The following is a 26,481-nucleotide window of genomic DNA, read 5'->3' on the forward strand; positions in this document are numbered from 1 at the left end:
ATGAAAGTTGGGCCTGCGCTTTGATTTTCAAGCAATGATCATGCCGCCTGTTTTGATCTGCATCAGTTCGCTGATAATCGTCAGCCCGCCAATGCACGATAGCTTGCAAACCCGGCAACACACAGCACGATGGAGCCCAGCAGGTGCAGCCCGGAATGGCCGATGGCCCACAGGTAATCGCCCCGCTGCAGGAGGATCATGGCCTCGGCGGAAAACGTGGAAAAGGTGGTCAGGCCGCCCAGGAAGCCGGTCACCGCGAACAGGCGCCATTCGGGCGACAAGCCGGGATGCTGCTCGAAATAGGCCACCAGGAAACCGATCACGTAGGCACCGATCCAGTTGGCCGCCAGCGTGCCCAGCGGCACGAAGTGGCCGGAGATATTCCACACCACCGAGATGCGCCAGCGCAGCCAGGCGCCCAGCGTCGCTCCGATTCCCACTGCCAGCCATCCCATCATCGTTCCCCTTGCCTGCCCCATCGGGCCTTGTCGTTTCCGGTGTCAGCGCGTCCCCAGCCCCTGCATTTCTTCCCGCAGGCTGCCCAGGCGCTCCAGCGCCTGATGGTCTTCTTCCAGGGTCTTGTCCACGGTCACATGCATCCAGTCTACCCAGGTGCTGATCTTGGCATCCAGGTACTGGCGCGAAGGATACAACGCATACACGCCCATGTTCTGCAAGCGATGCTGCGGCAGCACGCGCACGATGCTGCCGGTACGCAAGGCATCCACGGCCGAATAGATGGGCAGCACGCCGATGCCCATGCCTTCGCGAATCGCGGTAAGCATGGCTTCGGCCACATTGACCTGGAAATTGCTCTTGATCGCAATGACGGCGCCGCCGTCCGGTCCTTCCAGGACCCATTCGTCCAGCGGCGAGATCGGGCTCACCAGTTGCAGGCAGACGTGATTGAGCAGGTCCGCCGGCTGCTGGGGCGCGCCGTACTTGTCGATGTAGGCCGGCGAGGCACACAGCATGCTGAAGGTGGTCCCCAGCTGTCGGTAGATCAGACCGGAATCTGGCAACTCCCGCGCCAGCACCAGGGAGACGTCATAACCCTCTTCCAGCATGTCCGGAATACGTTGGGCCAGCGTGAGTTCCACCGCCACGTCCGGATAGCGCTTCTGGTAACCGGAGATGGAGGGAATCACATAGCGTTGGCCGAAACTGGTCATGGCGTGGATGCGCAGCCGGCCCGAGGGGCGGACATAGGCCGCGCCGGCTTCTGCCTCAGCTTCGTCAACGTATGCCATGATCTGCTGACAACGCAGCAGGTAGCGCTCGCCCGCCTCGGTCAGGGCAATGCGGCGCGTGGTGCGGTTCAACAGGCGGGTGCGCAGATGGCGCTCCAGATCGGCCACGGCGCGGGAGACATGGGCGGTGGTCAGGGCCATCTGATGGGCCGCCTGCGTAAAGCTGCCGGCCTCGACCACGCGCGCGAAGACGCGCATGTTTTGCAGGGTATCCATCTTGTTCCTATCGATAAGCAGGTGAGGCGCCAGCAGGCGCAACACCGGATGACAGCATTGTTACCCAAAACGGAGCAATCATTATTGCCAAATACGAGATAAAGAATTGCTGAATAGCGGATTTTTTTGGAAATAATTACAAAATAGAATACATAACTTCTGATATTTGCATAATTTCGGGCAATCCCATGACACATATCGCCATCCCCAAGCTGCCAGACCTGAAGGTCGTTGCGCTGGCGCTGACAATCGCAGCGGCCCTGGCCGGTTGCGCCGATCAGGGCGGCATCCAGCCGCAAGCACACGTGCGCGACGTCGCCGCGCTGGACGCCGGCCAGGCCATCCGCCAGGCTGGCAGCGAGGCCGGCTGGCCGCAACGCGCCTGGTGGCAGGTCTATGGCGATACGCAGCTGGACCAACTGGTCAGCCGCGCCGTGGCCGGCAACCCCAGCATGGCGGTGGCCGCCGCCCGCGTGCGCCAGGCGCGCTCGCTGGCCGTGGCCACCCATGCCGGCGAGCTGCCCAGCGCCCAGCTGGATGTGGCGGTCGGCCGCAAGGACTGGTCCGATAACGTCTACTACGGTGCCTCCTTCCGCGACAAGCTGACCTGGAACAACACCGCCACCCTGGGCCTGTCCTACAACGTCGACCTCTGGGATCGCAACAAGAACGCCACCCTGCGTGCCGAGGACGAGATGCATGCCGTGGCGGCCGACGCCCGCGCCGCCCAGCTCGATCTGGAAGGCAATGTGGTGCGTACCTATGTGCAGTTGGCCCTGCAATACGGCCTGCTGGACAACACCGAAGCCATGCTGAAGGAAGAACAGAAGATCCTCGACCTGGCCCATCGTCGTTTCAAGGGTGGCCTCGGCACCCAGCTTGAGATCACCCAGGCCGAAGCCCCGCTGCCGGAAACCCGGCGCCAGATCGAAGCCCTGCAAGAGAGCATCGCCCTGATCCGCAACCAGCTGGCCGCCCTGCTGGGCGCCGGCCCCGGCGCCGCCGACGGCATCACCCGCCCCACCCTGCAGCTGCAGGCCGCCATCGGCCTGCCCAGCGCACTGCCGGCCGACCTGGTGGGCCGCCGTCCCGACATCAGCGCCGCCCGCTGGCGCGTGGAGGCCGCCGGCAAGGGCATCGCCGTGGCCAAGGCCGCCTTCTACCCCAACATCAACCTGCTGGCCGGCATCGGCCCGGCGGCCGCCGGTGGCGGGCTGTTCTCCTTCCTGTCTGCGCCCAACATCCAGACCACCTACGGCCCGGCCATCTCCCTGCCCATCTTCGAGGGTGGCCGCCTGCGTGGCCAACTGGGTGCGGCCAGCGCCGGCTACGACATCGAGGTGGAGCACTACAACGCCCTGCTCTCGCAAGCGCTGAAGGGCATTTCCGACCAGGTGGTGACGTTGCAATCGGTGGCCCGCCAGCAGGAGCAGGCACAGCAATCGGTGCAAGCCGCGCAAAAGAACGTGGATATCGCCACCCGTGCCTACCAGCGCGGCCTGACCGATTACCTCAACATCCTGCACGCCCAGACCCAATGGCTGCGCCAGCAGCAGATCGTGCAGCAATTGCAGGCCCAGCGCCTGGCGGCCTATGCCGCATTGCAGACCGCCCTGGGCGGTGGCATGGACAATGGCACTGAGCCTGATGAGCAGGTGGCCGCGCAATGAGCACCCCCGCCACACCCACACCCACGCCCACCACACCTGCCCTGTCGCTCAAGGCGCAGCTGCACGAGGCTGCCCGCGACTGGTGGCGCAGTGATGCGCCGACCTGGGTCTATGTGTTCAAGATGGTCTTCGCTGGCCTGCTGGCGCTGGGCATCGGCTACGGCCTGGATCTGGAGTCGCCGCGCTCGGCGCTGATCACGGTCTTCATCGTCATGCAGCCGCAAAGCGGGATGATCCTGGCCAAGAGCTTCTACCGGGTCATCGGTACCCTGGTCGGCTCGGCGGCCATCGTGGTCTTCGTCGGCCTGTTCGCGCAGACGCCGGAACTGTTCCTGCTGGCCTCGGCCCTGTGGATCGGGCTGTGCACGGTGGGCTCGGCGCACAATCGCAACTTCCGCTCGTATGGCTTCGTGCTGTCCGGCTATACGGTGGCGCTGATCGGTCTGCCGGCCGCGCTGCATCCGGCCATTACCTTCGACTCGGTGATGACACGGGTCTCCGAGATCATGGTCGGCATCGTCTGCGTGGGCCTGGTCAGCGCGCTGGTGTTTCCGCAGGCCAGCGCACCGGGCCTGGTGCGCATCATCCGCGGCCGCTTTACCGCCTTCGTTGACCTGATCAGCGCTACCCTGGGCGGCAGCAACGACCGCAAGCAACTGGAAGCCACCAATGCCCGCTTCGTGGGCGACATCATCGGCCTGGAAGCCATGCGCAGCTCGGCCATCTTCGAAGACCCGGAAGTGCGCCTGCGCAGCGGCCGCCTGAGCCGCATGAACAGTGAATTCATGGCGCTGTCCACCCGCGTCCACGCGCTGCACCAGCTGATGAACCGGCTGCACGCCAATCCCGCGCCCGGCGCGCAAGTGGTCATCGCCGCCATCTCGCCGTATTTCCGCGAGGTGCAGCCCTTGCTGACCCGCGCCAGCGGCGAACCGGTGATGAGTGCAGTGGATGCCGCCGACGCCGCCCTCAAGCTGGATGCCTTCAAGCGCGAGCTGCCGCGCCGCGTGCGCGCCACCCGTGGCACGCTGGCCGAACAGTGCGACAGCGACAGCGCCATGCTGGATTTCGATACGGCATCTGAACTTCTGTACCGCGTGGTCGAAGAACTGCATGCCTACACCCTGACCTATGCCTCGCTGAACCAGCGCCACCACGAGCGCGAACAATGGGAGCACTCCTACGCCCCCAAGACCAGCATGACCACGGCGTTGATCGCCGGTGCCCGCGCCGCCATCGTGATGCTGTGCCTGGCCGGGTTCTGGATTGCCAGTGGCTGGCCCAGCGGCGACGTGGCCGTGCTCAACGCGGCGGCTTTCTGCGCCATCACCTCGGCCGCACCCGACCCGGCCAAGGCCACGCGCACGGTCGCCATCGGCGTGCTCTTCGCCGCCGTGGCCGGCTATGTCTACACCTTCCACATCCTGCCGCGCCTGGATGGCTACTGGATGCTGGCCAGCGCGCTCATGCCGGTGCTGATGCTGGCCGTCTGGCTGACCACCAAACCCAAATGGGCCGGTTACGGCCTGGGGATCTGCATCTTCTTTCCCTTCCTGGCGGTACCGGACAACTTCGCCCACTTCAATGCGGCTGGCTACCTGAACGAATCGGTGGCGCTGGTGGTGTCCTTGCTGGTGACGGCCGTGGCCTTCATGCTGCTGCTGCCGCCGACCACCGACTGGACCGTGCGCGTGCTGGAAAAGCAATTGCGCAAGCAGGTGGTGGACGCCTGTTTCGGCAAGCTGGGCCGTCTGGCGCTGAAGTTCGAAAGCGGCACCCGCGACCTGATGCACCAGATCACGATCCTCACCAGCAGTCGCCCGCTCCTGCGTCAGAAGGCGCTGGGCTGGATGTTTGCCACCCTGGAAGTGGGCCACGCCATCATCGAACTGCGTACCGAACTGCACGGCATCCGCACCGAAACCCCGAACCTGCTGCCGCCGTCCGCCTATGTCGCACTGAACCGCCTGCGTGAAGCCATCCCGGCCCTGTTCGCCCGGCCGTCGGCGGCGACCCTGCAGACGGCGCTGGACGCCAATGACGCCACCATCGTCGAAGTCCAGACCGCCATCGGTCCGCATTACCGCGAACGCAGCGAACGTCATCGCCTGCAACGCACCCTGAGTTACCTTCACTTCATCCGCACCGCCCTGCTCGATCAGCAATCGCCGCTGCATACCATGCGCGCCGGTGCCAACCCCGCTTCCGGAGAGCGCCATGCCACGTGAGATTTCCTTCTTCGACGCCTACATTCCAACGGTACTGCTGCTGGCCGTGCTGGCCGCCGTCCTGGCCATGGCCGCGGACCGCGTCCTGGTGCGGCTGGGCTTCTACGAACTGACCTGGCACCCGGCGCTGTTCCGCGTGAGCCTGTTCGTCTGCCTGGCGGCCTTGCTGGGGCTGTTCGTGTATCGCTAGCGGACATCGGCCTTACCGCCTTCTGCGCCAAACCCATCACTTCAGAAAAGATAAAGAAACAATCAGGAGTAGTTCACCATGTCGGTCAAATCGATTTTCCGCGTCCTCATCACCTCGGCCATTTTCCTCTTGGCCATCCTGCTCGCCTGGAGCCTGTGGCAGCACTACATGCATTCCCCCTGGACCCGCGACGGCCGGGTGCGCGCCGAAGTGGTCAACGTCGCGCCGGACGTCTCCGGCCAGGTAGTGGCGCTGCCGGTACGTGACAACCAGCTGGTCAAGAAGGGCGACCTGCTGATGGAAATCGACCCGGCCCGCTACACGCTGGCGCTGCAACAGGCCGAGGCCGCCGTCACCGCGCGCAAGGCAGATCTGGATGTGCGCCGTGCCGAGGTCGAGGCACGCCGCGCCGACCTGGCCATGCGCCGTGCCCAGGCCCGCCGCCGGGCCGACGTGGATGCGCTGGTGGTGTCGCGGGAAGCCCGCGAAGATGCCGGCAGCCAGGTTACCGCCTCGCAAGCCCAGTTGGAAGCCGCCCAGGCCCAGCTGCAAGGCGCCCAGGCGCAATACCAGGCGGCCCTGTCGCAGCGCGATACGGCCAGGCTGAACCTGGAGCGCACCAAGGTGTTCTCCCCGGTGGATGGCTATGTGACCAACCTGGCCGTGCGTCGCGGCGACTATGCGGCTGCCGGCGCGGCCAAGATCGCGCTGATCGACAGCCACTCCTTCTGGGTCTATGCCTATTTCGAGGAAACCAAGCTGCCGCTGCTGTCCATCGGTGACCGCGCCAAGATCCAGCTGATCAACGGCGCCACCCTGGAGGGCCACGTCGACAGCATCGCCCGCGGTATCTATGACCGTGACAATCCGCAAAGCCGCGAACTGACCGCCGATGTGAACCCGACCTTCAATTGGGTGCGGCTGGCCCAGCGCATCCCGGTGCGCATCCAGCTCGACAAGGTGCCGGAACATGTCCTGCTGGCCTCGGGGCTGACCTGCACGGTGGTCTTGGAGCCGGGGAGCGGCAAGTCGCAGCCGGCAGTGCGCAACTGAACCAGGCTGAGGTAGTGGAAAGGCGGCCCTGATGCAGCATCAGGGCCGCCTTTTTCATGTGCGCTTGCGCGCCACCGCACCCACGCTCATGCCGACCGGCTTGAGCAGCTTGTCGGCGGTGGCCAGCGTGGGGCTGGACTCACCGCGTTCGATATCCTGCAAGGTGCGGGCAGATACGCCGCACAGCTTGGCGTATTCGGCAATGGTCAGGCGCAGGGTGGTGCGGATCTTGCGGATCACGGCGGGAATGGGCAGGGTCGGATCGGCGGCCAGTTCATCGAACAGCGCACGCCGTTCTTCCAATTGCTCGATGGCAGTGAGAGGCTTGAAGCGCTTGTCCATTCAAAGCGCCTCCAGCTGGGTACGGACCTGGGCCAGCGTGACGGCCAACGGGTCGAGGAATGGCGCTGCGATGTCCTGCTCGATCGGGCCGGTGAGGGACAAGGCAGGCGGGTCGCGCCAAGCGCCATCCATATGCAATTGCAGAGTGCGGGAAGTCTTCATATACACATTAAACCATCATTAATACCGATTAAAATCAGGCTAAATATGATAGTTAAATGTGTAATTAGAATTTATTCAAGCGACAAACACCTGCCACACCAACCAAACGTTGGCCGCCGAGATCGCCACGAACAGCAGCCACGCCGTGGCACTGACCCACCAGCGGTTGACCAGCTCGCCCATCAGGTCGGCTCGGCTGGTCAGGCGGATCAGCGGATACATGGCAAAGGGCAATTGCAGCGACAGCACCACCTGGCTGGCCACCAGCAGCTTGCCCACCGAATGCGGCCCCAGGGTAAGCACGCCGATCAGCGCCGGCACCAGCGCCAGGGCGCGGGTGATGACGCGGCGCTGCCAGCAGGGAATCTTCAGCTTCAGGAAGCCTTCCATGATGACCTGGCCGGCGATGGTGCCGGTGAAGGTCGAGCTCTGGCCGGACGCGAACAGGCCCACGCCGAACAGGATGGCCGCCATGGCCGAGCCGGTGATGGGGTCCAGCAGATGGTAGGCCTCATCCAGCTCGGCGACCTGGGTATTGCCGCTCTTGTGGAAGGCGGTGGCGGCCAGGATCAGGATGGTGGCGTTGATGACCATGGCGATCAGCAGCGAAATCGTGGTATCGACCCGGGTGTAGCGCACCGCCTCCAGCAGGGAGGCCGGATCGCGCCGCACGCTGCGGGTCTGCACGATGGAAGAATGCAGGTAGAGATTGTGCGGCATCACGGTGGCGCCGATGATGCCGATGGCCAGATACAGCGGCTCGCGGCTGGAGATGGCCTGCAGCGAGGGAACGAAGCCTTGCATCACCTCATGCCAGTCGGCCTTGACGAAGGCCAGTTGTGCCAGCAGGCAGGCGGCGATCGTGATGACCAGTCCGAGGATGATGGCCTCCACCTGGCGGAAGCCCCTGCCCTTCAGTCCCAGCACAATCAGGGTATCGAGCGCGGTCAGCAGCACGCCCACCGGCAGCGATACGCCCAGCAGCAGGTTGAAGGCCAGTGCGCAGCCCAGCACTTCGGCCAGGTCGCAGGCGATGATGGAGAGTTCGGCCAGCACCCACATGCCCTTGCCCACGGCGGGCGGGTAATGTTCGCGTGAATGCACCGCCAGATCCTTGCCGGTGGCGATGCCCAGGCGCGCGCACAGGCATTGCAGCACGATGGCGGCCAGGCTGGAGAGCATCACCACGAACAGCAGCTGGTAGCCGAACTGCGAACCGGCCTGGATGGACGTGGCCCAGTTGCCCGGGTCCATGTAGCCGATCGACACCAGCAGGCCGGGGCCGACGTAGATGCGCAGCTTTTGCCAGACCGAGGCACCGGCCGGCACAGCGACCGAGCCCGCGACTTCGGACGGGCAGAATGGCGCGGTGGCCGTGGTCGGCAGACCGGGAATGCGCGGCATGCGTGGAATTTGAAACTTCAGTGGCAAGACGGTTTCCCCCTGTGATCGCCCTTGGCGGCCGGCGCCGGGATCAAGCTCCCGAGGCAGGACGCCTTATTGTTGTTTCCACTTGCTCAGTGCCGTGTCGTCGCTCTCGCGGGCATCGACCCAGCGGGCACCGTCCGGCGTCTGTTCCTTCTTCCAGAACGGCGCCTGGGTCTTGAGGTAATCCATGATGAATTCGCAGGCCGCGAAGGCTTCGCCGCGATGGGGCGAGGTGACCGCCACCAGCACGATCTGCTCCAGCGGCTGCATGGGCCCGATGCGATGGATCACCAGCGCATCGAAGATGGGCCAGCGCGCCTTGGCCTGTTCCACGATCTGCTCCAGGGCGCGCTCGGTCATGACCGGATAGTGTTCCAGCTCCATGGCCGAGACGGCCGCGCCCTCGTTGAGATCGCGCACCGTGCCCACGAAGCTCACCACCGCCCCTACGCGGGGATTGGACAGGCGCAGTTGCGCCACTTCGGTGGAGAGATCGAAATCGGCGGTCTGGACGCGGACAGGCATGGCTGGACGGAAAGTGAAAGGCAGGGCTGCGATTCTACCAGCGCAGCCCTGCCCGCGAGCACACGTGGATCAGACGATCAGACGATCAGCCCCCACAGCAGCAGCGTCATGCCCAGGCCGATCACCGAGACCAGGGTCTGGATTACCGACCAGGTCGCCAGGGTCTGCTTGAGGTTCAGGCCAAAGTATTCCTTGACCATCCAGAAGCCGGCGTCATTGACGTGGCAGAAGAACACCGAGCCGGCACCGATGGCCAGGGCCATCAGCGAATTGTGGGTCGCCGACAGACCCGCCACCAGCGGCGCGACGATACCGGCGGTGGCGGTGGTTGCGACGGTGGCCGAACCGGTGGCCTGGCGCAGTGCCACGGCGATGATCCAGGCCAGGAGGATCAGCGGCATGTGGGTGCCGGTGGCGATCTTGGTGATGGTGTCGCTGATGCCGGCGGCCAGCAGGGTCTGCTTGAGGCCGCCGCCGGCGCCGATGGTCAGCAGCAGGCCGGCGATGGGCGGCAAGGCGCGGCGCAGCGTGGCACCCACCTCGAAGCGGCTGCTGCCCTGGCCCCAGCCCAGCACCACCACGGCGAAGAGCACCGTGACGGTCAGGGCGATGATGGGTTCGCCGAAGAAGTTGAGCATCTCGAACAGCTCGGTCTTGGGCGTGACCCAGATGCGCGCCACGGTACGGCCCAGCATCAACGCCACCGGCAGCAGGATGGTCACCAGCGAGGCGACGAAGCCCGGCTGCGACTGCCCTTCACGGGCACTGAAGAGCTTGCCGATCTGGTCCGGTTCGGCCAGGTTCAGGCGCGGTGCCAGGAAGTTGCCATACAGCGGGCCAGCAATGATGACTGCCGGGATGGCGACGATGAAGCCCAGCAGCATGGTAGTACCGAGATCGGCATGCAGGGCCGACACGGCAATCAAGGGACCGGGGTGCGGCGGCAAGAGCGCATGCAGCGTGGTCATGCCGGCCAGCGCGGGAATGGCCACGCGCATGATGGGCAACTGCGAACGGCGTGCCATGACGAAGATGATCGGCGCCATCATCACCAGCCCGACCTCGAAGAACAGCGGCAGGCCGACCACCAGGGCCACCAGCGCCATCATCCAGGGAATGATGCTGCCACGCGCATAGCGCAGCAGGGTATTGACGATGCGGTCGGCCGCGCCGGACTCGGCCATGAGCGCGCCCAGCATGGCGCCCAGGGCGATGATGATGCCGGCCTCGCCCAACAGGCTGCCGGCGCCCTTGCTGAAGGCCTTGGCGATGTCTTCCAGCGGCAGGCCGGCGCCGATACCGGCGATGAAGGTGCCGATGAGGATGGACAGGAAGGGTGCGATGGACAGGAAGCTGATCAGCACCACGATGGCGATCAATGCCGCCAGCGTGACCAGCAGCAACTGCGTGTCCTGGGCCGCCCAGGCGGCCAGTTGGGTCGAAATCAAGATGGTTCCTTCTTAGGTGTGGATGAATGCGCATCGATGGACGATGTCTTTTGTGCACCCCCTCCGCAAACCTGTTTGGCGCAGGCTTGGTCTCCTCCTAAAGAATCCGGATGTCGAATGTCCTGGTGGTTTGCTTAGCTCCGGTCTTGTGTTTTTTGCCAGACGCTGGCCAACCACGGCTGCTGCTCACGCGGCAAACCGTCAGGGCGGTAATAATGCCGCAATTCAACGAATCCTGCTGGCAGCAGGTAACGGCGCCAGCCCTCCAGGCTGTGCCAGACGCCATAGCGCGGACCGCTCCAGCCTTCCAGGTCTTCCCCGCGGGGATTGGAACTGAAGAGGATGCCGCCCGGCTTGAGGCTGGCGTGTAACCGGGAGAGCACGCTCGGCAGTGCAGCCGAAGGCACATGGAACAAAGAGGCATTGGCGAAGATGCCATCGAATCGTTGCGGCGGCAGGTCCAGCTGCAGGAAGTCCTGGTGCCAGACCTCGCAGCCACTGGCAGCACGCGCCATCTCGACGAACTCGGCCGTACCGTCCAGCCCGACGGCGACATGGCCGCGCCGGGTGAATTCGATCAGGTCGCGTCCCGGGCCGCAGCCGAAGTCCAGAATCGTGAAGGGTCCCTGCCCGGCCTGGCCGGCTCTGGTCCGCAAGGCCTCCAGCAAGGCCGCCATGTTCTGGCTGACGTCATGATCCCAGGTGCCTTCGCGAAAGCTCTGAGCATTGCTGCTGTAGTGCGCAATCGTGCCGACCGAGGGATCCCGACGGGTGCCCATGTCAGCCACCGGTGACCGGCGGGAAGAAGGCCACTTCGCCGCCCTCGGCAATCTCGGTATCGGCCTCGGTCATGTCATGGTCATAGGCCATGCGCAGGTTCTTTTCCGGCCCCAGCACCTCGGCCCAGATGCCGCCCCGCCCCATCAGGAAGGCGCGCACGTCGCCGACGGTCTTGACGCTGTCCGGCAGCTCGATGATTTCCTGCGAGGTCTGCAGGGCTTCGCGCACGCTGGCGAAGAAACGGAGTTCGATTTTCATGAAGGGAAATTCCTTGGTGGTTCAGTTGAGCAGATGATCGAAGGCCAGGAACTGCACCATGTCGCCGGCGGCGATGGTCTGTCCGGGCGGGTTGTCGATCAGGCCGTCGGCCCAGGCGGTCGAGGTCAGCACGGCCGAGCCCTGGCTGGGGAAGAGATCCAGGCCGCCCTGGACATTGCGGCGCACGCGCAGGAATTCCTGGCGGCGGTCGGCGCGGGGCCAGTCGAAGTCAGCACGCATGCTCACTGCCTGCGGCAACACGGCAGCGCGTGGCAGGCCCTGCAGACGCAGCAGGAAAGGTCGTACGAACAGCAGGAAGGTGACGAAGGAAGAGACAGGATTACCGGGCAAACCGATGAAGAACGCTTCACCCGCGCCCTCTTCCCCGCGCCGCACCTGGCCAAAGGCCAGGGGCTTGCCGGGCTTCATGGCGATCTGCCACATGTTGATGCGCCCTTCCGCTTCCACGGCCGGCTTCACATGGTCTTCCTCGCCCACGGAAACGCCGCCGCTGGTGATGATGAGGTCATGCTCGCGGGCGGCTTCGCGCAGGGTCTGGCGGGTGGCGGCCAGGTTGTCGGGAACGATGCCGTAGTCGCTGACGGCGCAACCCAGTTTTTGCAGCAGGCCACGCAGGAGGAAGCGGTTGGAGTTGTAGATGGCACCAGGCTTGAGGGGCTCGCCGGGCATGGTCAGTTCGTCGCCGGTAAAGAACACCGCCACCCGTACCCGGCGCAGCACCTCCAGTTCGGCCTGGCCGACCGAAGCCGCCAGCCCCAGTTCCTGCGGGCGCAGACGGGTGCCGGCGTCGAAGATGGTGCTGCCCTGGCGGATGTCTTCGCCGATATAGCGCACCCATTCGCCGCTGGTCGGCACATGGCGGATCACGACGTGGTCACCGTCCACCTCGCAGGCTTCCTGCATGACGATGGCGTCTGCGCCCTCGGGCAGCATGGCGCCGGTGAAGATGCGGGCGGCCGTGCCGGCTTCCAGCGGCTGGCCGACGTGACCGGCGGGAATACGCTGCGACACTCGCAGGCGCGCCTGGCCGGAGGCGCAATCGGCGGCGCGCACGGCATAGCCGTCCATCTGTGAATTGTCCATGCCTGGCACGTTGATGTGGGCCTGCACGGGAGTGGCCAGCACGCGGTCGCAGGCGTCCAGGGTGGCGATGGTCTGGCTGCCGGTGACCGGCACGGCCGCATCGAGCAGGGTGTCGAGTGCCTGGGCGACGCTTTGCATGGGCGCGCGGGCGGGCTTGGCCGGGGAGTCTGGAATGGGAGCGGGCGTGGATTGCATGGCGGGCCTGAGGGATGGAATGCGGGAAGTGCGTTGTTTTCTGGTCAATTCCGGTCAACACAGCGACCCGACATTCTAATGCAATCACCGCCCCTCTGCGGCCCATGAAAAACGCCGCCCGGGCCGATGGCGCGGACGGCGTGATCGGGCAGAACCGACAGTGCTTACAGGCCGGTGTGCTCGGCCACGAAGGCCTTCACACGGGCGGCGTCGGCCGGCATGACCTCGAAGCGCTGCGCCAGTGCCTCGATGTTCTCGAAACCGGCCGGACGGTCGGCGTCGCGACCCAGGGCTTCGCGGATGGTCTCGTTGAACTTGGCCGGCAAGGCGGTCTCCAGCACGATCATGGTCACACCCGGGGTGAGGTTTTCGCGCGCCACCTTGATGCCGTCGGCAGTGTGGGTATCGACCGTGATGCCGTAGGTCTTTTCGGCAAAGCGGATGGTGTCTAGGCGGTCGGCGTGGGTGGACTTGCCGGAGGCGAAACCGTACTTGATCACGCTGGCGAATTCATCGCCGTCGCTGCCGGGCTTGCCGGTCAGGTCGAAGCCACCGGCGGTCTCGACCTTGTGGAACAGGGACTTGACGCGGGCGCTGTCGCGGCCCAGCAGGTCATAGACGAAGCGCTCGAAGTTGGAGGCCTTGCTGATGTCCATGCTGGGGCTGCTGGTGTGGTAGGTCTCGGCCGACTTGCGCACGCGGTACACGCCGGTGCGGAAGAACTCGTCGAGCACGTCGTTCTCGTTGGTGGCCACCACCAGCTTGTCGATGGGCAAGCCCATCATGCGCGCGATGTGACCGGCGCAAATATTGCCGAAGTTGCCCGAGGGGACGGTGAAGGAGACCTTCTGTTCGTTGCCGGTAGTCGCGGCCAAATAGCCGCGGAAGTAGTACACCACCTGCGCCACCACGCGTGCCCAGTTGATCGAGTTGACGGTGCCGATCTTCTTGGCGGCCTTGTATTCCAGATCATTGGAGATGGCCTTGACGATGTCCTGGCAGTCGTCGAAGACGCCTTCCACCGCCAGGTTGAAGATGTTGGGGTCTTGCAGGCTGAACATCTGTGCGGTCTGGAAGGCGCTCATCTTCTTGTGCGGGGACAGCATGAAGACGCGGATGCCCTTCTTGCCACGCATGGCGTATTCGGCGGCGCTGCCGGTGTCACCGGAGGTGGCGCCGACGATATTGAGCTCGGCCCCCTGCTTGGCCAGGGCATACTCGAACAGGTTGCCCAGCAGTTGCATGGCCATGTCCTTGAAGGCCAGCGTGGGGCCGTTGGACAGGCTTTGCAGTACCAGCTTGTTGCCGTCGCGCTCTTCCAGCGTGCGCAGCGGGGTGATCTGGGCGGCATCCTCGCCGGCGCGGGTGTTGCGATAGACGTCGGCGGTATAGGTCTTGTGCGCCAGCGCCTTGAGATCGGCTTCGGGGATATCGGTGGCGAACTTGCGCAGCACCTCGAAGGCTAGGTCGGCGTAGGACAGCTTGCGCCACTGGTCGAGCTCGGCGCCGCTCACCTGCGGATACTGCGCCGGGAGGTACAGGCCACCGTCCGGGGCCAGGCCGCCCAGCAGGATTTCGGAGAAGGAAGGAGTTGCAGCGTGACCGCGAGTGGAGACGTATTGCATGTCGATAGGAAGCGCCGGCAGGCGGCTGGAGGGTGAATTGGCAGGAAAGCCCTGGATTATAAGGCCAGAAGGCGCACTACAAAAGCGCAGCAGGGGCCAGACCGTGAAATCCCTGCGGCACCCCGGGCAAAGCTGTGCCGCGCACGACTATTGCTCAGCAACATCACCAAGCTGAAATAAAACGTTACCACCCTTGAAAGCCGGCCATGGCCGGGCTATGCTGCGCCACTTCGTGTGCAGCGCCGGATTGGCGGAATGTTTGCACGCTGGCGACATCAAAGACCTATTCAAACTCAACAAGGATGGAAAACGGCATGAATCACAAGACCAAGACCCTGCTCGCAACGACCGGCCTGTTCGCGGCCCTCCTGGCGAGTCTGCCGGCCCACGCCGAGAACTGGCAATCACTGGGCGGCACCGACCAGTCCGAACTGCTGGTCGATACCGACTCCATCGTCGAGTCCGGCGGCGTGCGCGAGGCCTGGTCGCTGTGGAACTTCAAGGAAGCGCGCCCCAACAATGGCGACAAGAGCTTTCCATCGCTGAAGTCCTACAAGGACCTGCACCAGTACAACTGCAAGGCCGGCACCATGAAGCTGGTGCGCGAGATCATCTTTGCCGAGAACGATGGCAAGGGCGACAAGCGCGACCATTCCGACGCACTCAAGGGCATGGACTTCGTCAAGCCCAAGCCGATGTCGGTGGGTGACGCCATGCTGCAGGCGGTGTGCAGCTTCGAACTGAAGAAGTAGGACGCAGCAGGACCGCCATTGCCCCGCACGGCGGTCCGCCCTGCCGGAATAAAAAAATCGGAGCCCGCGGGCTCCGATTTTCGTTGGTGGCCAGACTTGACCGGCGAGAGATCAGCTCAGCTCTTCCAGGCGGATCTTGGTGACCTTGCCCACGACGGTGGACAGGGCTTCGATCTTGGCGATGGCGGCCTCGATGTTCTTTTCCTGGGTCTGGTGGGTCAGCATGATGATGTCGGTCTGCTGTTCACCTTCGCCCGGCTCCTTCTGCAGCATGGCGTCAATGGAGATGGTCGAGTCGGCCAGGATGCGGGTCACATCGGCCAGCACGCCAGCCTGGTCGGCCACACGGATACGCAGGTAGTAGCTGGTCACCACTTCGCTCATGGGCAGCACCGGGGTATCGGCCATGGCATTGAGCTGGAAGGCCAGCGAAGGTACGTGGTGTTCCGGATCGGCCGTAGCCAGGCGGGTGATGTCGACCAGGTCGGCGATCACGGCCGAGGCGGTCGGCTCGGAACCGGCACCCTTGCCGTAGTACAGGGCTTCGCCGACGGCGTCGCCCCGCACCACCACGGCGTTCATGGCCCCCTCAACATTGGCGATCAGGCGCGAGGCCGGGATCAGCGTCGGGTGCACGCGCAGTTCGATGCCCTTCTCGGTCTGGCGCGTGATGCCCAGCAGCTTGATGCGGTAGCCCAGCTTTTCGGCATAGGTGATGTCGCTGGCCTGCAGCTTGGTGATGCCTTCCACGTGGGCCTTGTCGAACTGCACCGGGATGCCGAAGGCGATCGAGGCCATGATGGTCAGCTTGTGGGCTGCGTCCACGCCTTCGATGTCGAAGGTCGGATCGGCCTCGGCATAGCCCAGGCGCTGCGCTTCCTTCAGGACCACGTCGAAGTCCAGCCCCTTGTCGCGCATCTCGGAAAGGATGAAGTTGGTGGTGCCGTTGATGATGCCGGCCACCCACTGGATGCGATTGGCGGTGAGGCCTTCACGCAGTGCCTTGATGATGGGGATGCCACCGGCCACGGCCGCCTCGAAGGCCACCATGACGCCCTTTTCCTGCGCGGCCTTGAAGATCTCGTTGCCATGGGTGGCGATCAGGGCCTTGTTGGCCGTGACCACGTGCTTGCCGTTGGCGATCGCCTTCAGTACCAGATCGCGGGCGGTGTCGTAGCCGCCGATCAGTTCGACGACGATATCGATCTCGGGATCGTTCACCACCAGGTTGCCGTCGTTGACGACCTTGACTTCGCCACGGGTCAGTTCGGTCGCGCGGGCAGTATTGCGAGCGGCGACCATGGTAATTTCAATGCCCCGGCCTGCACGGCGCGCAATCTCTTCCTGGTTGCGCTTGAGAACATTGAAAGTACCGGAACCCACGGTGCCGATGCCGAGCAAACCTACTTTGATGGATTTCATATTGTCTTCGTGATTGATGAAAAAGACCGCCTGGTCCGCATCAGCGGGCAGGACGGGTTACTGCAGAAACGGTCAGGCGGTGCCGTGGCGGCGACGATAGCCCTCCAGGAAATGGGCGATGCGGCCCATGGATTCGGTCAGGTCGTCGGTATTGGGCAGGAACACCACGCGGAAGTGGTCCGGCGTGGGACAGTTGAAGCCGGTGCCTTGCACGATCAACACCTTTTCCTCGGCCAGCAGTTCGTAGGCGAACTCCTGGTCATCCTTGATCGGGTAGATCTCCGGGTCCAGGCGCGGGAACATGTACAGCGCCGACTTGGGCTTCACGCAGGTCACGCCCGGGATGTCGGTCAGGAGCTTGTGCGCCAGGTCGCGCTGCTTGGTCAGGCGGCCGTTGGGGCCGACCAGGTCATTGATGCTCTGGTAGCCGCCCAGCGCAGTCTGGATCGCGAACTGGCCCGGCGCATTGGCGCACAGGCGCATCGAGGCCAGCATGTTGAGGCCTTCGATATAGTCGCGGGCGTGCTTCTTCTCGCCCGAGACCACCATCCAGCCGGCACGATAGCCGCAGGAACGATAGTTCTTGGACAGGCCATTGAAGGTGATGAACAGCACATCATCGGCCAGCGACGCCAGCGAGGTGTGGGTGTTGCCGTCGTAGAGCACCTTGTCGTAGATCTCGTCGGCCAGGATGATCAGCTGGTGCTGACGTGCCAGTTCGATGATTTCCTTGAGCACCTCGACCGAATAGAGCGCGCCGGTCGGGTTGTTGGGGTTGATGACGACGATGGCCTTGGTGTTGGGGGTGATCTTCTTCTTGATGTCGGCGATATCGGGCTGCCAGCCTTGCTGCTCGTCGCAGACGTAATGCACCGGGGTGCCGCCGGACAGGCTCACGGCCGCGGTCCACAGCGGATAGTCGGGCGACGGCACCAGCACTTCGTCGCCGGTGTTGAGCAGCGCGTTCACGCTCATGACGATCAGCTCGGAGGCGCCATTGCCGAGGTAGATGTCATCGATGGTGACGCCTTCGATCTTCTTTTGCTGGGTGTAGTGCATGACCGACTTGCGCGGGGCGAACAGGCCCTTGGAGTCGGTATAGCCGGAGGCATTGCCCATGTTGCGGATCATGTCCTGCACGATCTCGTCGGGGGCATCGAAGCCGAAGGCGGCCAGGTTGCCGATGTTGAGCTTGATGATTTTGTGGCCCTCTTCCTCCATCTGACGCGCCTTTTCCAGCACGGGACCCCGAATGTCGTAACACACATCTGCCAGCTTCTTGGATTTCTGAATCGGTCGCACAGCTCTTCCTCTAATCGTTTCGCATGGGCCGGCCAGCCGGCCCCCATCGGATTTCATCGGCGCGCATGGCGGGACCGGAACCTTTGCCTCGCGGTTCTCTCCATTACCACGCTAGCCGTCATTTTCCTGCATGTTTGTGCCTGCTGCAGTGCAGAATCAGGCTCATGCAAAGAGCCCAACGGCGGCGCCCCAACGGCCCACCGAGAACCGGCCATTTTGCCCAAAGCTAAGCATTTTATCAATCAAATAGGCGTGCGCCGGGGTCGGAAACGGCTACAATGGCGCACTTTACGACCACGTTGCCGCGATGCATGTCGCCATGACATCCCGGCCCGGCCGTCTGCCCGGACCGGGCGCCTGCAACCCATCCTGCCCATCCTGCGATGAAGCTCCACACGACCGAGACCAAGCAATACCAGACCGTCACCGCCTACGATGAGGACGGTGTCGAGCTCAATGCCATCCGTTTCACCAACAGCTTGCTGGTGCTGCCCGAAACCGAGCCGGTGCCCTGGCCGGTGGACAGCTTCGAGGCGCTCACCCCGCAGCATTTCGACCAGATCGACGCCACCGCGCCCGACGTGGTCATCCTGGGTACCGGCGAGCGCCAGCGCTTCGTCCACCCCAAGCTGACCACCGTGCTCACGGCGCGCCGCATCGGTGTGGAATGCATGGACAACCAGGCCGCCTGCCGCACCTACAACATCCTCATGGCCGAGGGACGCAAGGTGGCACTGGCGCTGATCATCTCGCCACAAGCCTGAACCGGCACTTGCCGCGACAAGAAACCCAAGAACACGCAACAAGGAACCGCTGTCAATGCGCGAACTGTACAAATCCAAGGCGTTCGTCTGGACGCTGCTTATCCTCTTCCTGCTGGTCTGGTTCTGGATGCTGGGCGCTCGCGTCCTGGTGCCCACCGATGAAGGCCGCTACGCCGAGATGGCACGCGAAATGGTGGCCACGCAGGACTGGATCACCACCCGCCTGAACGGCATCAAGTATTTCGAAAAGCCGCCGCTGCAGACCTGGATGAATGCCATCACCTTCGAGCTGTTCGGCCTGGGTGAATGGCAGGCACGCCTGTGGACGGGCCTGTGCGGCCTGCTCGGCATCGGTCTGGCCGGCTACACCGGCAGCCGCGTCTTCAACGGCCGCGTGGGCTTCTATGCCGCGCTGGTGCTGGCATCGAGCTTCTTCTGGGCCGGCATGGGCCATATCAATACGCTGGACATGGGCCTGTCGGGCATGATGACCATCGCCCTGTGTGCCCTGCTGATGGCCCAGCGCGACGGTGCCTCCCGCGAGGGCCAGCGCAACTGGATGCTGCTGTGCTGGGCCGGCATGGCCCTGGCGGTGCTGTCCAAGGGGCTGATCGGCATCGTGCTGCCGGGTGCGGTGCTGGTGCTCTATACCTTCTTCGCCCGCGACTGGGCGATCTGGAAGCGCTTGCATCTGGTCAAGGGCCTGATCCTGTTCTTTGCCATCTGCACGCCCTGGTTCGTGGCGGTGTCGCTGCGCAACCCGGAATTCCCGCAGTTCTTCTTCATCCACGAGCACTTCCAGCGCTTCACCAGCAAGATCCATAGCCGCACCGGCCCGTGGTATTACTTCATCCCCATCCTGGTGCTGGGCATCATCCCTTGGTTGGGCGTGTTCTTCCAGAGTCTGTGGAAAGGCACCCGCGAACAACGCGATACGGCGGGCTACAACAGCCTCAACGGTGGTCGCTTCCAGCCCAAGCGGCTGTTGCTGGTGTGGGCGGTGTTCATCTTCGTGTTCTTCAGCATTTCGGACTCCAAGCTGCCCTCCTATGTGCTGCCGATCTTCCCCGCGCTGGCCCTGCTGATCGCCTGCTACCTGGAAGAAGCCGATTACAAGGCCCTGGCCTGGGCCGGCTCGCTGGTGGCCTTGCCCGCCGCGGTGGCGCTGGCCTTCATCCCGCGCGTGCCGTCGATGGCCAAGGATGCCTACTCGCTGCCGCTGGTGGAAGCCCACGTGCCCTACCTCTACGCCGCAGCGCTGATCTTCTTCGTCGGCGGCATCGCCGCGATCCGCCTGGCCCGCCAGCACAAGGACTGGGCCGTCACCTCGCTGGCGGCGACCGCCTTCGTGGCCGGACAGTTGCTGCTGCTGGGGCATGACCCGCAAGGCCGCTATTCGGCCGGCGTCGACTATGTCCCGGCGCTGCAGGCAGAGCTCAAGCCGGAAACCCCGATCTACCTGGTCGGCCGCTACGAACAGGCCCTGCCCTTCTACCTGCGTCGCACCATGACCCTGGTGCAGCACGCCGACGAAATGGAGTTCGGCCTGAAACAGGAGCCGCAGCTGTGGCTGCCGACGGTGGATGCCTTCGTGGCCCAATGGGTGGCCGACAATGCGGCCGGCAAGAAGGACATCGCCATCATCGACCCGACCATCTACAAGCAACTGGTCGAACGCAAGCTGCCGATGCGCCTGATCGGCCAGGATCCGCGCCGCGTCATCGTGGCCAATGATCCGCCGCCTGCGTCCACGCCTGCCGCTGCCCATGCCAACGGCGAGAAAAAGGCCGGCAAATGAACCTGGCGACATTTGGCTTCATTTTTGTCGGCATCTGCCTGAACGCAGTAGCGCAACTCCTGCTCAAGGCCGGTACCAATGCCGTGGGTGCGATCCACCTGACCGCGGACAACTGGTTTTCCACCGGTCTCAAGCTGGCCACCCAGCTGCCCATCATTGGCGGCCTGTCCTGCTATGTGATCTCGGTGGGCGTGTGGATCATCGGCCTGTCGCGGGTGGACGTAACCATCGCCTATCCGCTGCTGTCCCTGGGTTACATCATCAATGCCATCGGCGCGTGGTATTTCCTGGGCGAGGCCATTTCCATGCAGCGCCTGCTGGCCATCGGCGTGATCATTGTCGGCGTGGTCTTGCTGACCCGAAGCTGATTTACAATACCGGGTCGCCGCGCGGCGCCCGCCAGCGCCGCGCCGGCCCTCCCATCCTGAATATCGTCTGACCGGATTCCACCATGAGCCTGCCTTCGCTGCCATTCCTGCCTTTCGCCAAACCCACCATTGATGAAGCCACCATCGCCGCCGTCGGCGAGGTGCTGCGCTCGGGCTGGATCACCAGCGGCCCCAAGGTCCAGGCGTTCGAAAAGGCGCTGTCGGAATACCTGGGCGGGCGCATCGTGCGCACCTTCAATTCCGGCACCTGCACGATGGAAATCGCGCTGCGCATCGCCGGCATCGGCCCCGGTGACGAAGTCATCACCACCCCCATCTCCTGGGTGGCGACGGCCAACGTGATCCTGGAAACCGGTGCCACGCCGGTATTCGCCGACATCGATCCGATCACCCGCAATATCGACCTGGATCGCCTGGAAGCAGCCATCACCCCGCGCACCAAGGCGATCATCCCGGTCTATCTGTCCGGCCTGCCGGTGGACATGGACCGCCTGTATGCGATCGCCGCCAAGCACAAGCTGCGCGTGGTGGAAGACGCCGCCCAGGCACTGGGTTCGACCTGGAATGGCAAGCGCATCGGCTCGTTCGGCGACTTTGTCTCCTTCAGCCTGCAGGCCAACAAGAACATCACCAGCGCCGAAGGTGGCTTCCTGGTGCTCAACAATGCCGACGAAGCGCGCCTGGCCGAGAAATACCGCCTGCAGGGCGTCACCCGCAGCGGCTTCGACGGCCTGGAAGTGGACGTGCTGGGCGGCAAGTACAACCTGACCGATGTGAATGCCGCCATCGGCCTGGGCCAGTTTGCCCATATCGACGCAGTGACCGCCCACCGCAAGGAACTGGCACGCCATTACTTCGCCTGCTTCGGCAGCGACTTCGAAGCCAACTACGGCGCCCAGCTGCCGGTGGCCGACTTCGAGAACTCGAACTGGCACATGTTCCAGCTGGTGCTGCCGGAACGCATTACCCGTGCTGCCTTCATGGAAAAGATGATGGAAAAGCAGGTCGGCATCGGCTACCACTACCCGGCCATTCACCTGCTCAAGCTCTACCGTGAACGCGGCTTCAAGGAAGGCATGTTCCCGGTGGCCGAACGCGTCGGCCAGCGCATCGTTTCCCTGCCGATGTTCAATGTCATGCGTAAAGAGGACGTTGTGCGCGCGGTTGAAACGGTAAAATCGGTGCTTGGCTGATTTTTGCGGAATTGTTCGAAAATTTCGGCATAATTCGATTTATTTGCACTTTCGCAATTTGCAGCCAACGCAATTCGTCATCTTTGCAACACGCTGGCCTGAACGCCGCGACCTCTACTGTCGCAGCGCATCGGGCCTTTGATTTATTTCAGCACCTGTATTTCCAGCATTCGATATTTGATGAAACCAGAACTGTCCGTCGTCATCCCGGTTTACAACGAGGAATCCGGGCTCTCCAAACTGTTCGAGCGCCTCTACCCGGCGCTGGACGCGCTGGGCTACAGCTATGAAGTCATCTTCGTCAACGATGGCAGCCGCGACCGCTCGGCCGGCATCCTGGCCGAACAGTATCGGCTACGCCCGGATGTCACTCGGGTGGTGCTCTTCAATGGCAACTACGGTCAGCACATGGCCATCATGGCCGGCTTCGAGGCGACCCGGGGCGAAGTCGTGGTGACGCTGGACGCCGACCTGCAGAATCCACCCGAGGAAATCGGCAACCTGGTCGCCAAGATGCGCGAGGGCTACGACTACGTGGGCTCGATCCGCCGCAAGCGCCAGGATTCAGCCTGGCGCACCTATGCCTCCAAGGCCATGAACCGCCTGCGCGAGAAGATCACCCGCATCAAGATGACCGACCAGGGCAATATGCTGCGCGCCTATGGCCGTAACGTCATCGACCTGGTCAACCGCTGCCGGGAGGTAAATACCTTCGTGCCGGCCCTGGCCTACACCTTTTCGCGCAATCCGACCGAGATCGTGGTGGAGCATGAAGAGCGCTCGGCCGGGGAGTCGAAATACTCCTTCTACAGCCTGATCCGCCTCAATTTCGACCTGGTGACCGGTTTTTCGCTGGTGCCGCTGCAGTTCTTCTCGCTGCTGGGTATCGGGCTGTCCTTCGCCTCGGCGGCGCTGTTCATCCTGATCGTACTGCGCCGCCTGCTGATCGGCGCGGAAGTGGGCGGCGTCTTCACGCTGTTCGCCATCACCTTCTTCCTGATGGGCGTGATCCTGTTCTCGATCGGCCTGCTGGGTGAATACATCGGCCGCATCTACATGCAGGTGCGCGCGCGCCCCCGCTATGTGGTGCAGGCCATCCTCGAGCAATCCTCTTCGGAAGACAAGCAAGCCCTATGAACGCCGTCGTATTCGCCTACCATGACGTGGGGGTGCGCTGCCTGAAAGTCTTGCTCGCCCGTGGCGTGCAGGTTTCGCTGGTGGTCACGCACGAAGACAATGCCGCCGAGAACATCTGGTTCGGCTCAGTGGCCGGGGTCTGCCGTGAGCACGGCATCACCTGCATCACTCCGACCGACCCGAAGTCGCCGCAATTGCTGGCCCAGGTGCAGGCGGCGCAGCCTGACTTTATCTTCAGTTTCTATTACCGCCACATGTTGCCTGCGGAAGTGCTGGCGACCGCCCGGCGTGGCGCCTACAACATGCATGGCTCGCTGCTGCCCAAGTACCGCGGCCGCGTGCCGATCAACTGGGCGGTGCTGCACGGCGAGACCGAGACCGGCGCCACCCTGCATGAGATGACCGTCAAGCCCGACGCCGGCAGCATCGTGGCCCAGACGGCCGTGCCCATCCTGCCCGACGACACGGCGCACGAAGTCTTCGGCAAGGTCGTGGTGGCCGCCGAGATGACCCTGTGGACTGCCCTGCCGGCCATGCTGGCGGGTCGCACGCCGCAGCTTCCCAACGATCTGTCCAAGGGCAGCTACTTCAGCGGCCGCAAGCCCGAGGATGGCCGCATCGACTGGCGCCGCACCGCCCGCGAAGTCCATAATCTGGTGCGCGCGGTGGCGCCGCCCTACCCCGGCGCCTTCGAGGAAATCGCGGGTGATAAAATTACGGTCACGAGAACCCGGCTGGTTCCGCCATCGGCCCACCCTGCCCTGCAACGGGCCCATGGCATGCAGGACAAGTTCTTCGAAGGCGGCAAGTTGTACGCCCGTTGTGGCGATGGCAATTTCCTCCAGATCCTGGGCATCCAGATCAATGATCAGGATGCTTCACTCAACAATTACCTGAAATACATGGCCTCCTGAAGTCCGGCCATTCACTAGCTCTCAACATTATGAAAAAAGTCCTCATTCTCGGCGTCAACGGCTTCATCGGCCACCACCTGTCCAAGCGCATCCTGGAAACCACGGACTGGCACGTCTATGGCATGGACATGATGACCGACCGTATCACCGACATTCTGGAAAACGAGGCCTACAAGTCGCGCATGCACTTCTTCGAGGGCGACATCACCATCAACCAGGAATGGGTGGAATACCACGTCAAGAAGTGTGACGTGATCCTGCCGCTGGTGGCCATCGCCACCCCGTCGACCTACGTCAACGCCCCGCTGCGCGTGTTCGAGCTGGACTTCGAAGCCAACCTGCCGATCGTGCGTTCGGCCGCCAAGTACAAGAAGCACCTGGTCTTCCCCTCGACCTCGGAAGTCTATGGCATGTGCCACGACGAGGAATTCGATCCGGAAGAATCCGAGCTGATCTGTGGCCCGATCAACAAGCCGCGCTGGATCTATTCCTGCGCCAAGCAGTTGATGGACCGCGTGATCTGGGGCTACGGCATGGAAGCCGGCCTGAACTTCACCCTGTTCCGCCCGTTCAACTGGATCGGCGCCGGCCTGGACTCGATCCATACCCCCAAGGAAGGCTCGTCCCGCGTGGTGACCCAGTTCTTTGGCCACATCGTGCGCGGCGAGAACATCTCCCTGGTCGACGGCGGCCTGCAGAAGCGCGCCTTCACCTATATCGATGACGGCATCGACGCGCTGATGAAGATCATCGCCAACGAAGGCGGCGTGGCCACGGGCAAGATCTACAACATCGGCAACCCGGTCAACAACTACTCCATCAAGGACCTGGCCGACATGATGTTGAAGCTGGCCGCCGAGTATCCGGAATACGCCGACACTGCCAAGCAGGTGCAGCTGGTCGAGACCACCTCCGCTGCCTACTACGGAAAGGGTTACCAGGACGTGCAGAATCGCGTCCCCAAGATCACCAATACCTGCGAAGAACTGAACTGGGCGCCCAAGACCACCATGGCCGACACCCTGCGCAACATCTTCGACGCCTACCGCAGCCAGGTCGCCGAAGCCCGTGCCCTGATGGACTGATTTCCATCCCGCCACGGCCCGCAAAACCGCGCTTCTGGCGCGGTTTTGTTTTTTCCGGCGTGAAACCGTCACAGAGACCATCATCATGAGCCGATCTGCAGCCTGTTTGCCCCATTTTGCTGCATCGCTGCATATTGTTCTATCGGCCGCACAATGCTAGTCTCGCAACTTGTCGGCGGGCGTTGGCGTCTTCTTCCAGAGCCCGCCCCACACCATGGCGCGACACGGCCATTACCCATTCCCGGTTCAGCGAATTGCCCAAACTCACACTCAAGATCGACGCCGACACCTATCGCGGCACCCGCGTCGGCGTCCCCAACCTGATCGCGCAATTGCGCCGCCATAGCGCCGGTGCCACCTTCCTGTTCTCGCTGGGCCCCGACCACACCGGCTGGGCGCTCAAGCAGATTTTCCGTCCGGGCTTCTTCAGCAAGGTGTCGCGCACCTCGGTGGTGGAGCACTATGGCATCAAGACCCTGATGTACGGCACCCTGCTGCCGGCACCGGACATCGGCAAGACCTGCGCCGGCTTCATGCGCCAGGCGCGTGATGCCGGCTTTGAATGCGGCATCCACACCTGGGACCACCGCGTCTGGCAGGACGATGTGCGTACCGCCGATGCCCAATGGACGGTCGAGACCATGCACCAGTCCCATGCCCGTTACCGCGAGATTTTCGGCGAGGCCCCGCGTACCCACGGCGCCGCCGGCTGGCAGATGAACGACCATGCCTTCGTGCAACTGGACCAGTTCGGCATGGCCTACTCCTCCGACGGTCGCTCGCAACTGCGCGAGGATGGCCGTCTGGCCGACCAGGATGCCGGCCCGCATCGGCTCTCGGCATTCGGCAAGCCGCTGTCCTGCGTGCAATTGCCGACCACCCTGCCCACGCTGGACGAAATCCTGGGCCGCGAGATCGGCGGCAAGCTGATCGATGCGGGCAACGCCGCCGATTTCCTGCTGCAGTTGACCAGGGAGCCGCGTGACCACGTCTTCACCTTGCACGCCGAACTTGAAGGGCAGAAACTCGCCCCCATTTTCGAACGATTGCTGGCAGGCTGGCGCGCCCAGGGATACGAACTGGTCTCCATGGGTGACTACTACGACAGTATCCGCAACGACGTCCTGCCCATCCTGCCGATCAGCTGGGGCGAATTGCCCGGGCGTTCGGGCGAGATGATCGTTCAGGCCATGTAATCCGGGCAACAGATCAAGCTTCCGGCCGGCATCACTTCCACCAACAAGACTTCAC

Annotated in this window: 26 protein-coding genes; 13 read left to right on the top strand and 13 right to left on the bottom strand. The window is 63.6% G+C overall.

The features are described 5' to 3' along the window. Nucleotides 1-80: 80 nt before the first annotated feature. Both crcB and HWE04_RS12820 read right to left on the bottom strand, forming a co-directional pair. Nucleotides 81-455: a fluoride efflux transporter CrcB gene (gene crcB / locus HWE04_RS12815; RefSeq protein WP_180668689.1), complete on the bottom strand. Its 375-nt coding sequence runs from the start codon at nucleotides 453-455 to the stop codon at nucleotides 81-83. A 45-nt stretch (nucleotides 456-500) separates the two neighbouring features. Continuing rightward, the gene (locus HWE04_RS12820) at nucleotides 501-1,466 is read right to left on the bottom strand and encodes a LysR family transcriptional regulator (RefSeq protein ID WP_077237080.1); all 966 of its coding nucleotides are present in this window, start codon (nucleotides 1,464-1,466) and stop codon (nucleotides 501-503) included. A 188-nt stretch (nucleotides 1,467-1,654) separates the two neighbouring features. Here HWE04_RS12820 and HWE04_RS12825 point away from each other — a divergent pair, with 188 nt between their 5' ends. From HWE04_RS12825 to HWE04_RS12840, 4 genes are all read left to right on the top strand, one after another. After that, nucleotides 1,655-3,136 carry an efflux transporter outer membrane subunit gene (locus tag HWE04_RS12825; RefSeq protein ID WP_241812639.1) on the top strand — a complete coding sequence of 494 codons (1,482 nt, stop codon included), beginning with the start codon at nucleotides 1,655-1,657 and terminating at the stop codon, nucleotides 3,134-3,136. Next, nucleotides 3,133-5,364 (top strand): FUSC family protein, encoded by a 2,232-nt coding sequence (locus HWE04_RS12830; RefSeq protein ID WP_241812640.1) that lies wholly within the window; start codon nucleotides 3,133-3,135, stop codon nucleotides 5,362-5,364. Before HWE04_RS12825 ends, HWE04_RS12830 begins: the two co-directional genes overlap by 4 nt. Further along, nucleotides 5,354-5,554 carry a DUF1656 domain-containing protein gene (locus HWE04_RS12835; protein WP_077237077.1) on the top strand — a complete coding sequence of 67 codons (201 nt, stop codon included), beginning with the start codon at nucleotides 5,354-5,356 and terminating at the stop codon, nucleotides 5,552-5,554. The genes HWE04_RS12830 and HWE04_RS12835 overlap by 11 nt, the downstream gene beginning before the upstream one ends. Before the next feature lie 78 nt (nucleotides 5,555-5,632). Further along, nucleotides 5,633-6,607, top strand: coding sequence for a biotin/lipoyl-binding protein (locus HWE04_RS12840; protein WP_241812641.1), 975 nt, complete (start codon nucleotides 5,633-5,635; stop codon nucleotides 6,605-6,607). Nucleotides 6,608-6,661: 54 nt separating this feature from the next. Here HWE04_RS12840 and HWE04_RS12845 read toward each other — a convergent pair whose 3' ends face one another. The 9 genes from HWE04_RS12845 to thrC form a co-directional block, all read right to left on the bottom strand. Beyond that, nucleotides 6,662-6,949 (bottom strand): helix-turn-helix transcriptional regulator, encoded by a 288-nt coding sequence (locus HWE04_RS12845; protein WP_077237075.1) that lies wholly within the window; start codon nucleotides 6,947-6,949, stop codon nucleotides 6,662-6,664. Then, nucleotides 6,950-7,111, bottom strand: a complete 162-nt coding sequence (locus HWE04_RS12850) for a hypothetical protein (protein ID WP_241812642.1) — start codon at nucleotides 7,109-7,111, stop codon at nucleotides 6,950-6,952. Between the two features lie 75 nt (nucleotides 7,112-7,186). After that, nucleotides 7,187-8,515: an Nramp family divalent metal transporter gene (locus HWE04_RS12855; protein ID WP_241812702.1), complete on the bottom strand. Its 1,329-nt coding sequence runs from the start codon at nucleotides 8,513-8,515 to the stop codon at nucleotides 7,187-7,189. Nucleotides 8,516-8,608: 93 nt separating this feature from the next. Beyond that, on the bottom strand, nucleotides 8,609-9,064 hold the full coding sequence (gene moaE, locus HWE04_RS12860) for a molybdopterin synthase catalytic subunit MoaE (protein WP_234296446.1): 456 nt from the start codon (nucleotides 9,062-9,064) through the stop codon (nucleotides 8,609-8,611). Between the two features lie 77 nt (nucleotides 9,065-9,141). Next, entirely contained in the window at nucleotides 9,142-10,512 is a 1,371-nt protein-coding gene (locus HWE04_RS12865) for a GntT/GntP/DsdX family permease (protein ID WP_077237072.1), read from the bottom strand. A 134-nt stretch (nucleotides 10,513-10,646) separates the two neighbouring features. After that, a complete protein-coding gene (locus tag HWE04_RS12870; RefSeq protein ID WP_241812643.1) occupies nucleotides 10,647-11,291 on the bottom strand; it encodes a class I SAM-dependent methyltransferase in 645 nt (214 codons plus the stop codon). A gap of 1 nt (nucleotide 11,292) precedes the next feature. After that, entirely contained in the window at nucleotides 11,293-11,550 is a 258-nt protein-coding gene (gene moaD, locus HWE04_RS12875; RefSeq protein WP_006462622.1) for a molybdopterin converting factor subunit 1, read from the bottom strand. A 21-nt stretch (nucleotides 11,551-11,571) separates the two neighbouring features. Continuing rightward, nucleotides 11,572-12,792, bottom strand: a complete 1,221-nt coding sequence (locus HWE04_RS12880; RefSeq protein WP_446719230.1) for a molybdopterin molybdotransferase MoeA — start codon at nucleotides 12,790-12,792, stop codon at nucleotides 11,572-11,574. Nucleotides 12,793-13,013: 221 nt separating this feature from the next. Further along, nucleotides 13,014-14,474, bottom strand: a complete 1,461-nt coding sequence (gene thrC / locus HWE04_RS12885; RefSeq protein ID WP_241812645.1) for a threonine synthase — start codon at nucleotides 14,472-14,474, stop codon at nucleotides 13,014-13,016. 314 nt (nucleotides 14,475-14,788) lie between these two features. Between thrC and HWE04_RS12890 the strand changes: the two genes are divergently transcribed. Next, nucleotides 14,789-15,226, top strand: coding sequence for a surface-adhesin E family protein (locus HWE04_RS12890; protein ID WP_077237068.1), 438 nt, complete (start codon nucleotides 14,789-14,791; stop codon nucleotides 15,224-15,226). A gap of 111 nt (nucleotides 15,227-15,337) precedes the next feature. Here HWE04_RS12890 and HWE04_RS12895 read toward each other — a convergent pair whose 3' ends face one another. Together HWE04_RS12895 and HWE04_RS12900 are read right to left on the bottom strand one after the other, a co-directional pair. Beyond that, nucleotides 15,338-16,648, bottom strand: a complete 1,311-nt coding sequence (locus HWE04_RS12895; RefSeq protein WP_006462626.1) for a homoserine dehydrogenase — start codon at nucleotides 16,646-16,648, stop codon at nucleotides 15,338-15,340. A gap of 72 nt (nucleotides 16,649-16,720) precedes the next feature. Continuing rightward, complete coding sequence (locus tag HWE04_RS12900) at nucleotides 16,721-17,950, bottom strand: pyridoxal phosphate-dependent aminotransferase (RefSeq protein WP_006462627.1); 1,230 nt, start codon at nucleotides 17,948-17,950, stop codon at nucleotides 16,721-16,723. Between the two features lie 383 nt (nucleotides 17,951-18,333). Here HWE04_RS12900 and HWE04_RS12905 point away from each other — a divergent pair, with 383 nt between their 5' ends. From HWE04_RS12905 to HWE04_RS12940, 8 genes are all read left to right on the top strand, one after another. Beyond that, nucleotides 18,334-18,714, top strand: a complete 381-nt coding sequence (locus HWE04_RS12905) for an Mth938-like domain-containing protein (protein ID WP_006462628.1) — start codon at nucleotides 18,334-18,336, stop codon at nucleotides 18,712-18,714. A gap of 55 nt (nucleotides 18,715-18,769) precedes the next feature. Beyond that, nucleotides 18,770-20,512, top strand: coding sequence for a glycosyltransferase family 39 protein (locus tag HWE04_RS12910; RefSeq protein WP_102662952.1), 1,743 nt, complete (start codon nucleotides 18,770-18,772; stop codon nucleotides 20,510-20,512). After that, nucleotides 20,509-20,880: an EamA family transporter gene (locus HWE04_RS12915; RefSeq protein WP_006462630.1), complete on the top strand. Its 372-nt coding sequence runs from the start codon at nucleotides 20,509-20,511 to the stop codon at nucleotides 20,878-20,880. Before HWE04_RS12910 ends, HWE04_RS12915 begins: the two co-directional genes overlap by 4 nt. Nucleotides 20,881-20,963: 83 nt before the next feature. Beyond that, nucleotides 20,964-22,094 carry a DegT/DnrJ/EryC1/StrS family aminotransferase gene (locus HWE04_RS12920; protein ID WP_077237065.1) on the top strand — a complete coding sequence of 377 codons (1,131 nt, stop codon included), beginning with the start codon at nucleotides 20,964-20,966 and terminating at the stop codon, nucleotides 22,092-22,094. 180 nt (nucleotides 22,095-22,274) lie between these two features. Further along, the gene (locus HWE04_RS12925; protein ID WP_006462632.1) at nucleotides 22,275-23,231 is read left to right on the top strand and encodes a glycosyltransferase; all 957 of its coding nucleotides are present in this window, start codon (nucleotides 22,275-22,277) and stop codon (nucleotides 23,229-23,231) included. Next, nucleotides 23,228-24,145, top strand: coding sequence for a formyltransferase (locus HWE04_RS12930; protein ID WP_006462633.1), 918 nt, complete (start codon nucleotides 23,228-23,230; stop codon nucleotides 24,143-24,145). The genes HWE04_RS12925 and HWE04_RS12930 overlap by 4 nt, the downstream gene beginning before the upstream one ends. 29 nt (nucleotides 24,146-24,174) lie before the next feature. Continuing rightward, entirely contained in the window at nucleotides 24,175-25,230 is a 1,056-nt protein-coding gene (locus tag HWE04_RS12935; RefSeq protein ID WP_006462634.1) for a bifunctional UDP-4-keto-pentose/UDP-xylose synthase, read from the top strand. A 254-nt stretch (nucleotides 25,231-25,484) separates the two neighbouring features. Further along, nucleotides 25,485-26,426, top strand: coding sequence for a xylanase (locus tag HWE04_RS12940; RefSeq protein ID WP_241812646.1), 942 nt, complete (start codon nucleotides 25,485-25,487; stop codon nucleotides 26,424-26,426). The last annotated feature ends 55 nt before the right edge of the window (nucleotides 26,427-26,481 follow it).

This window comes from Herbaspirillum sp. C7C2 (genome assembly GCF_022627865.1).
Lineage (GTDB): Bacteria > Pseudomonadota > Gammaproteobacteria > Burkholderiales > Burkholderiaceae_D > Herbaspirillum > Herbaspirillum frisingense.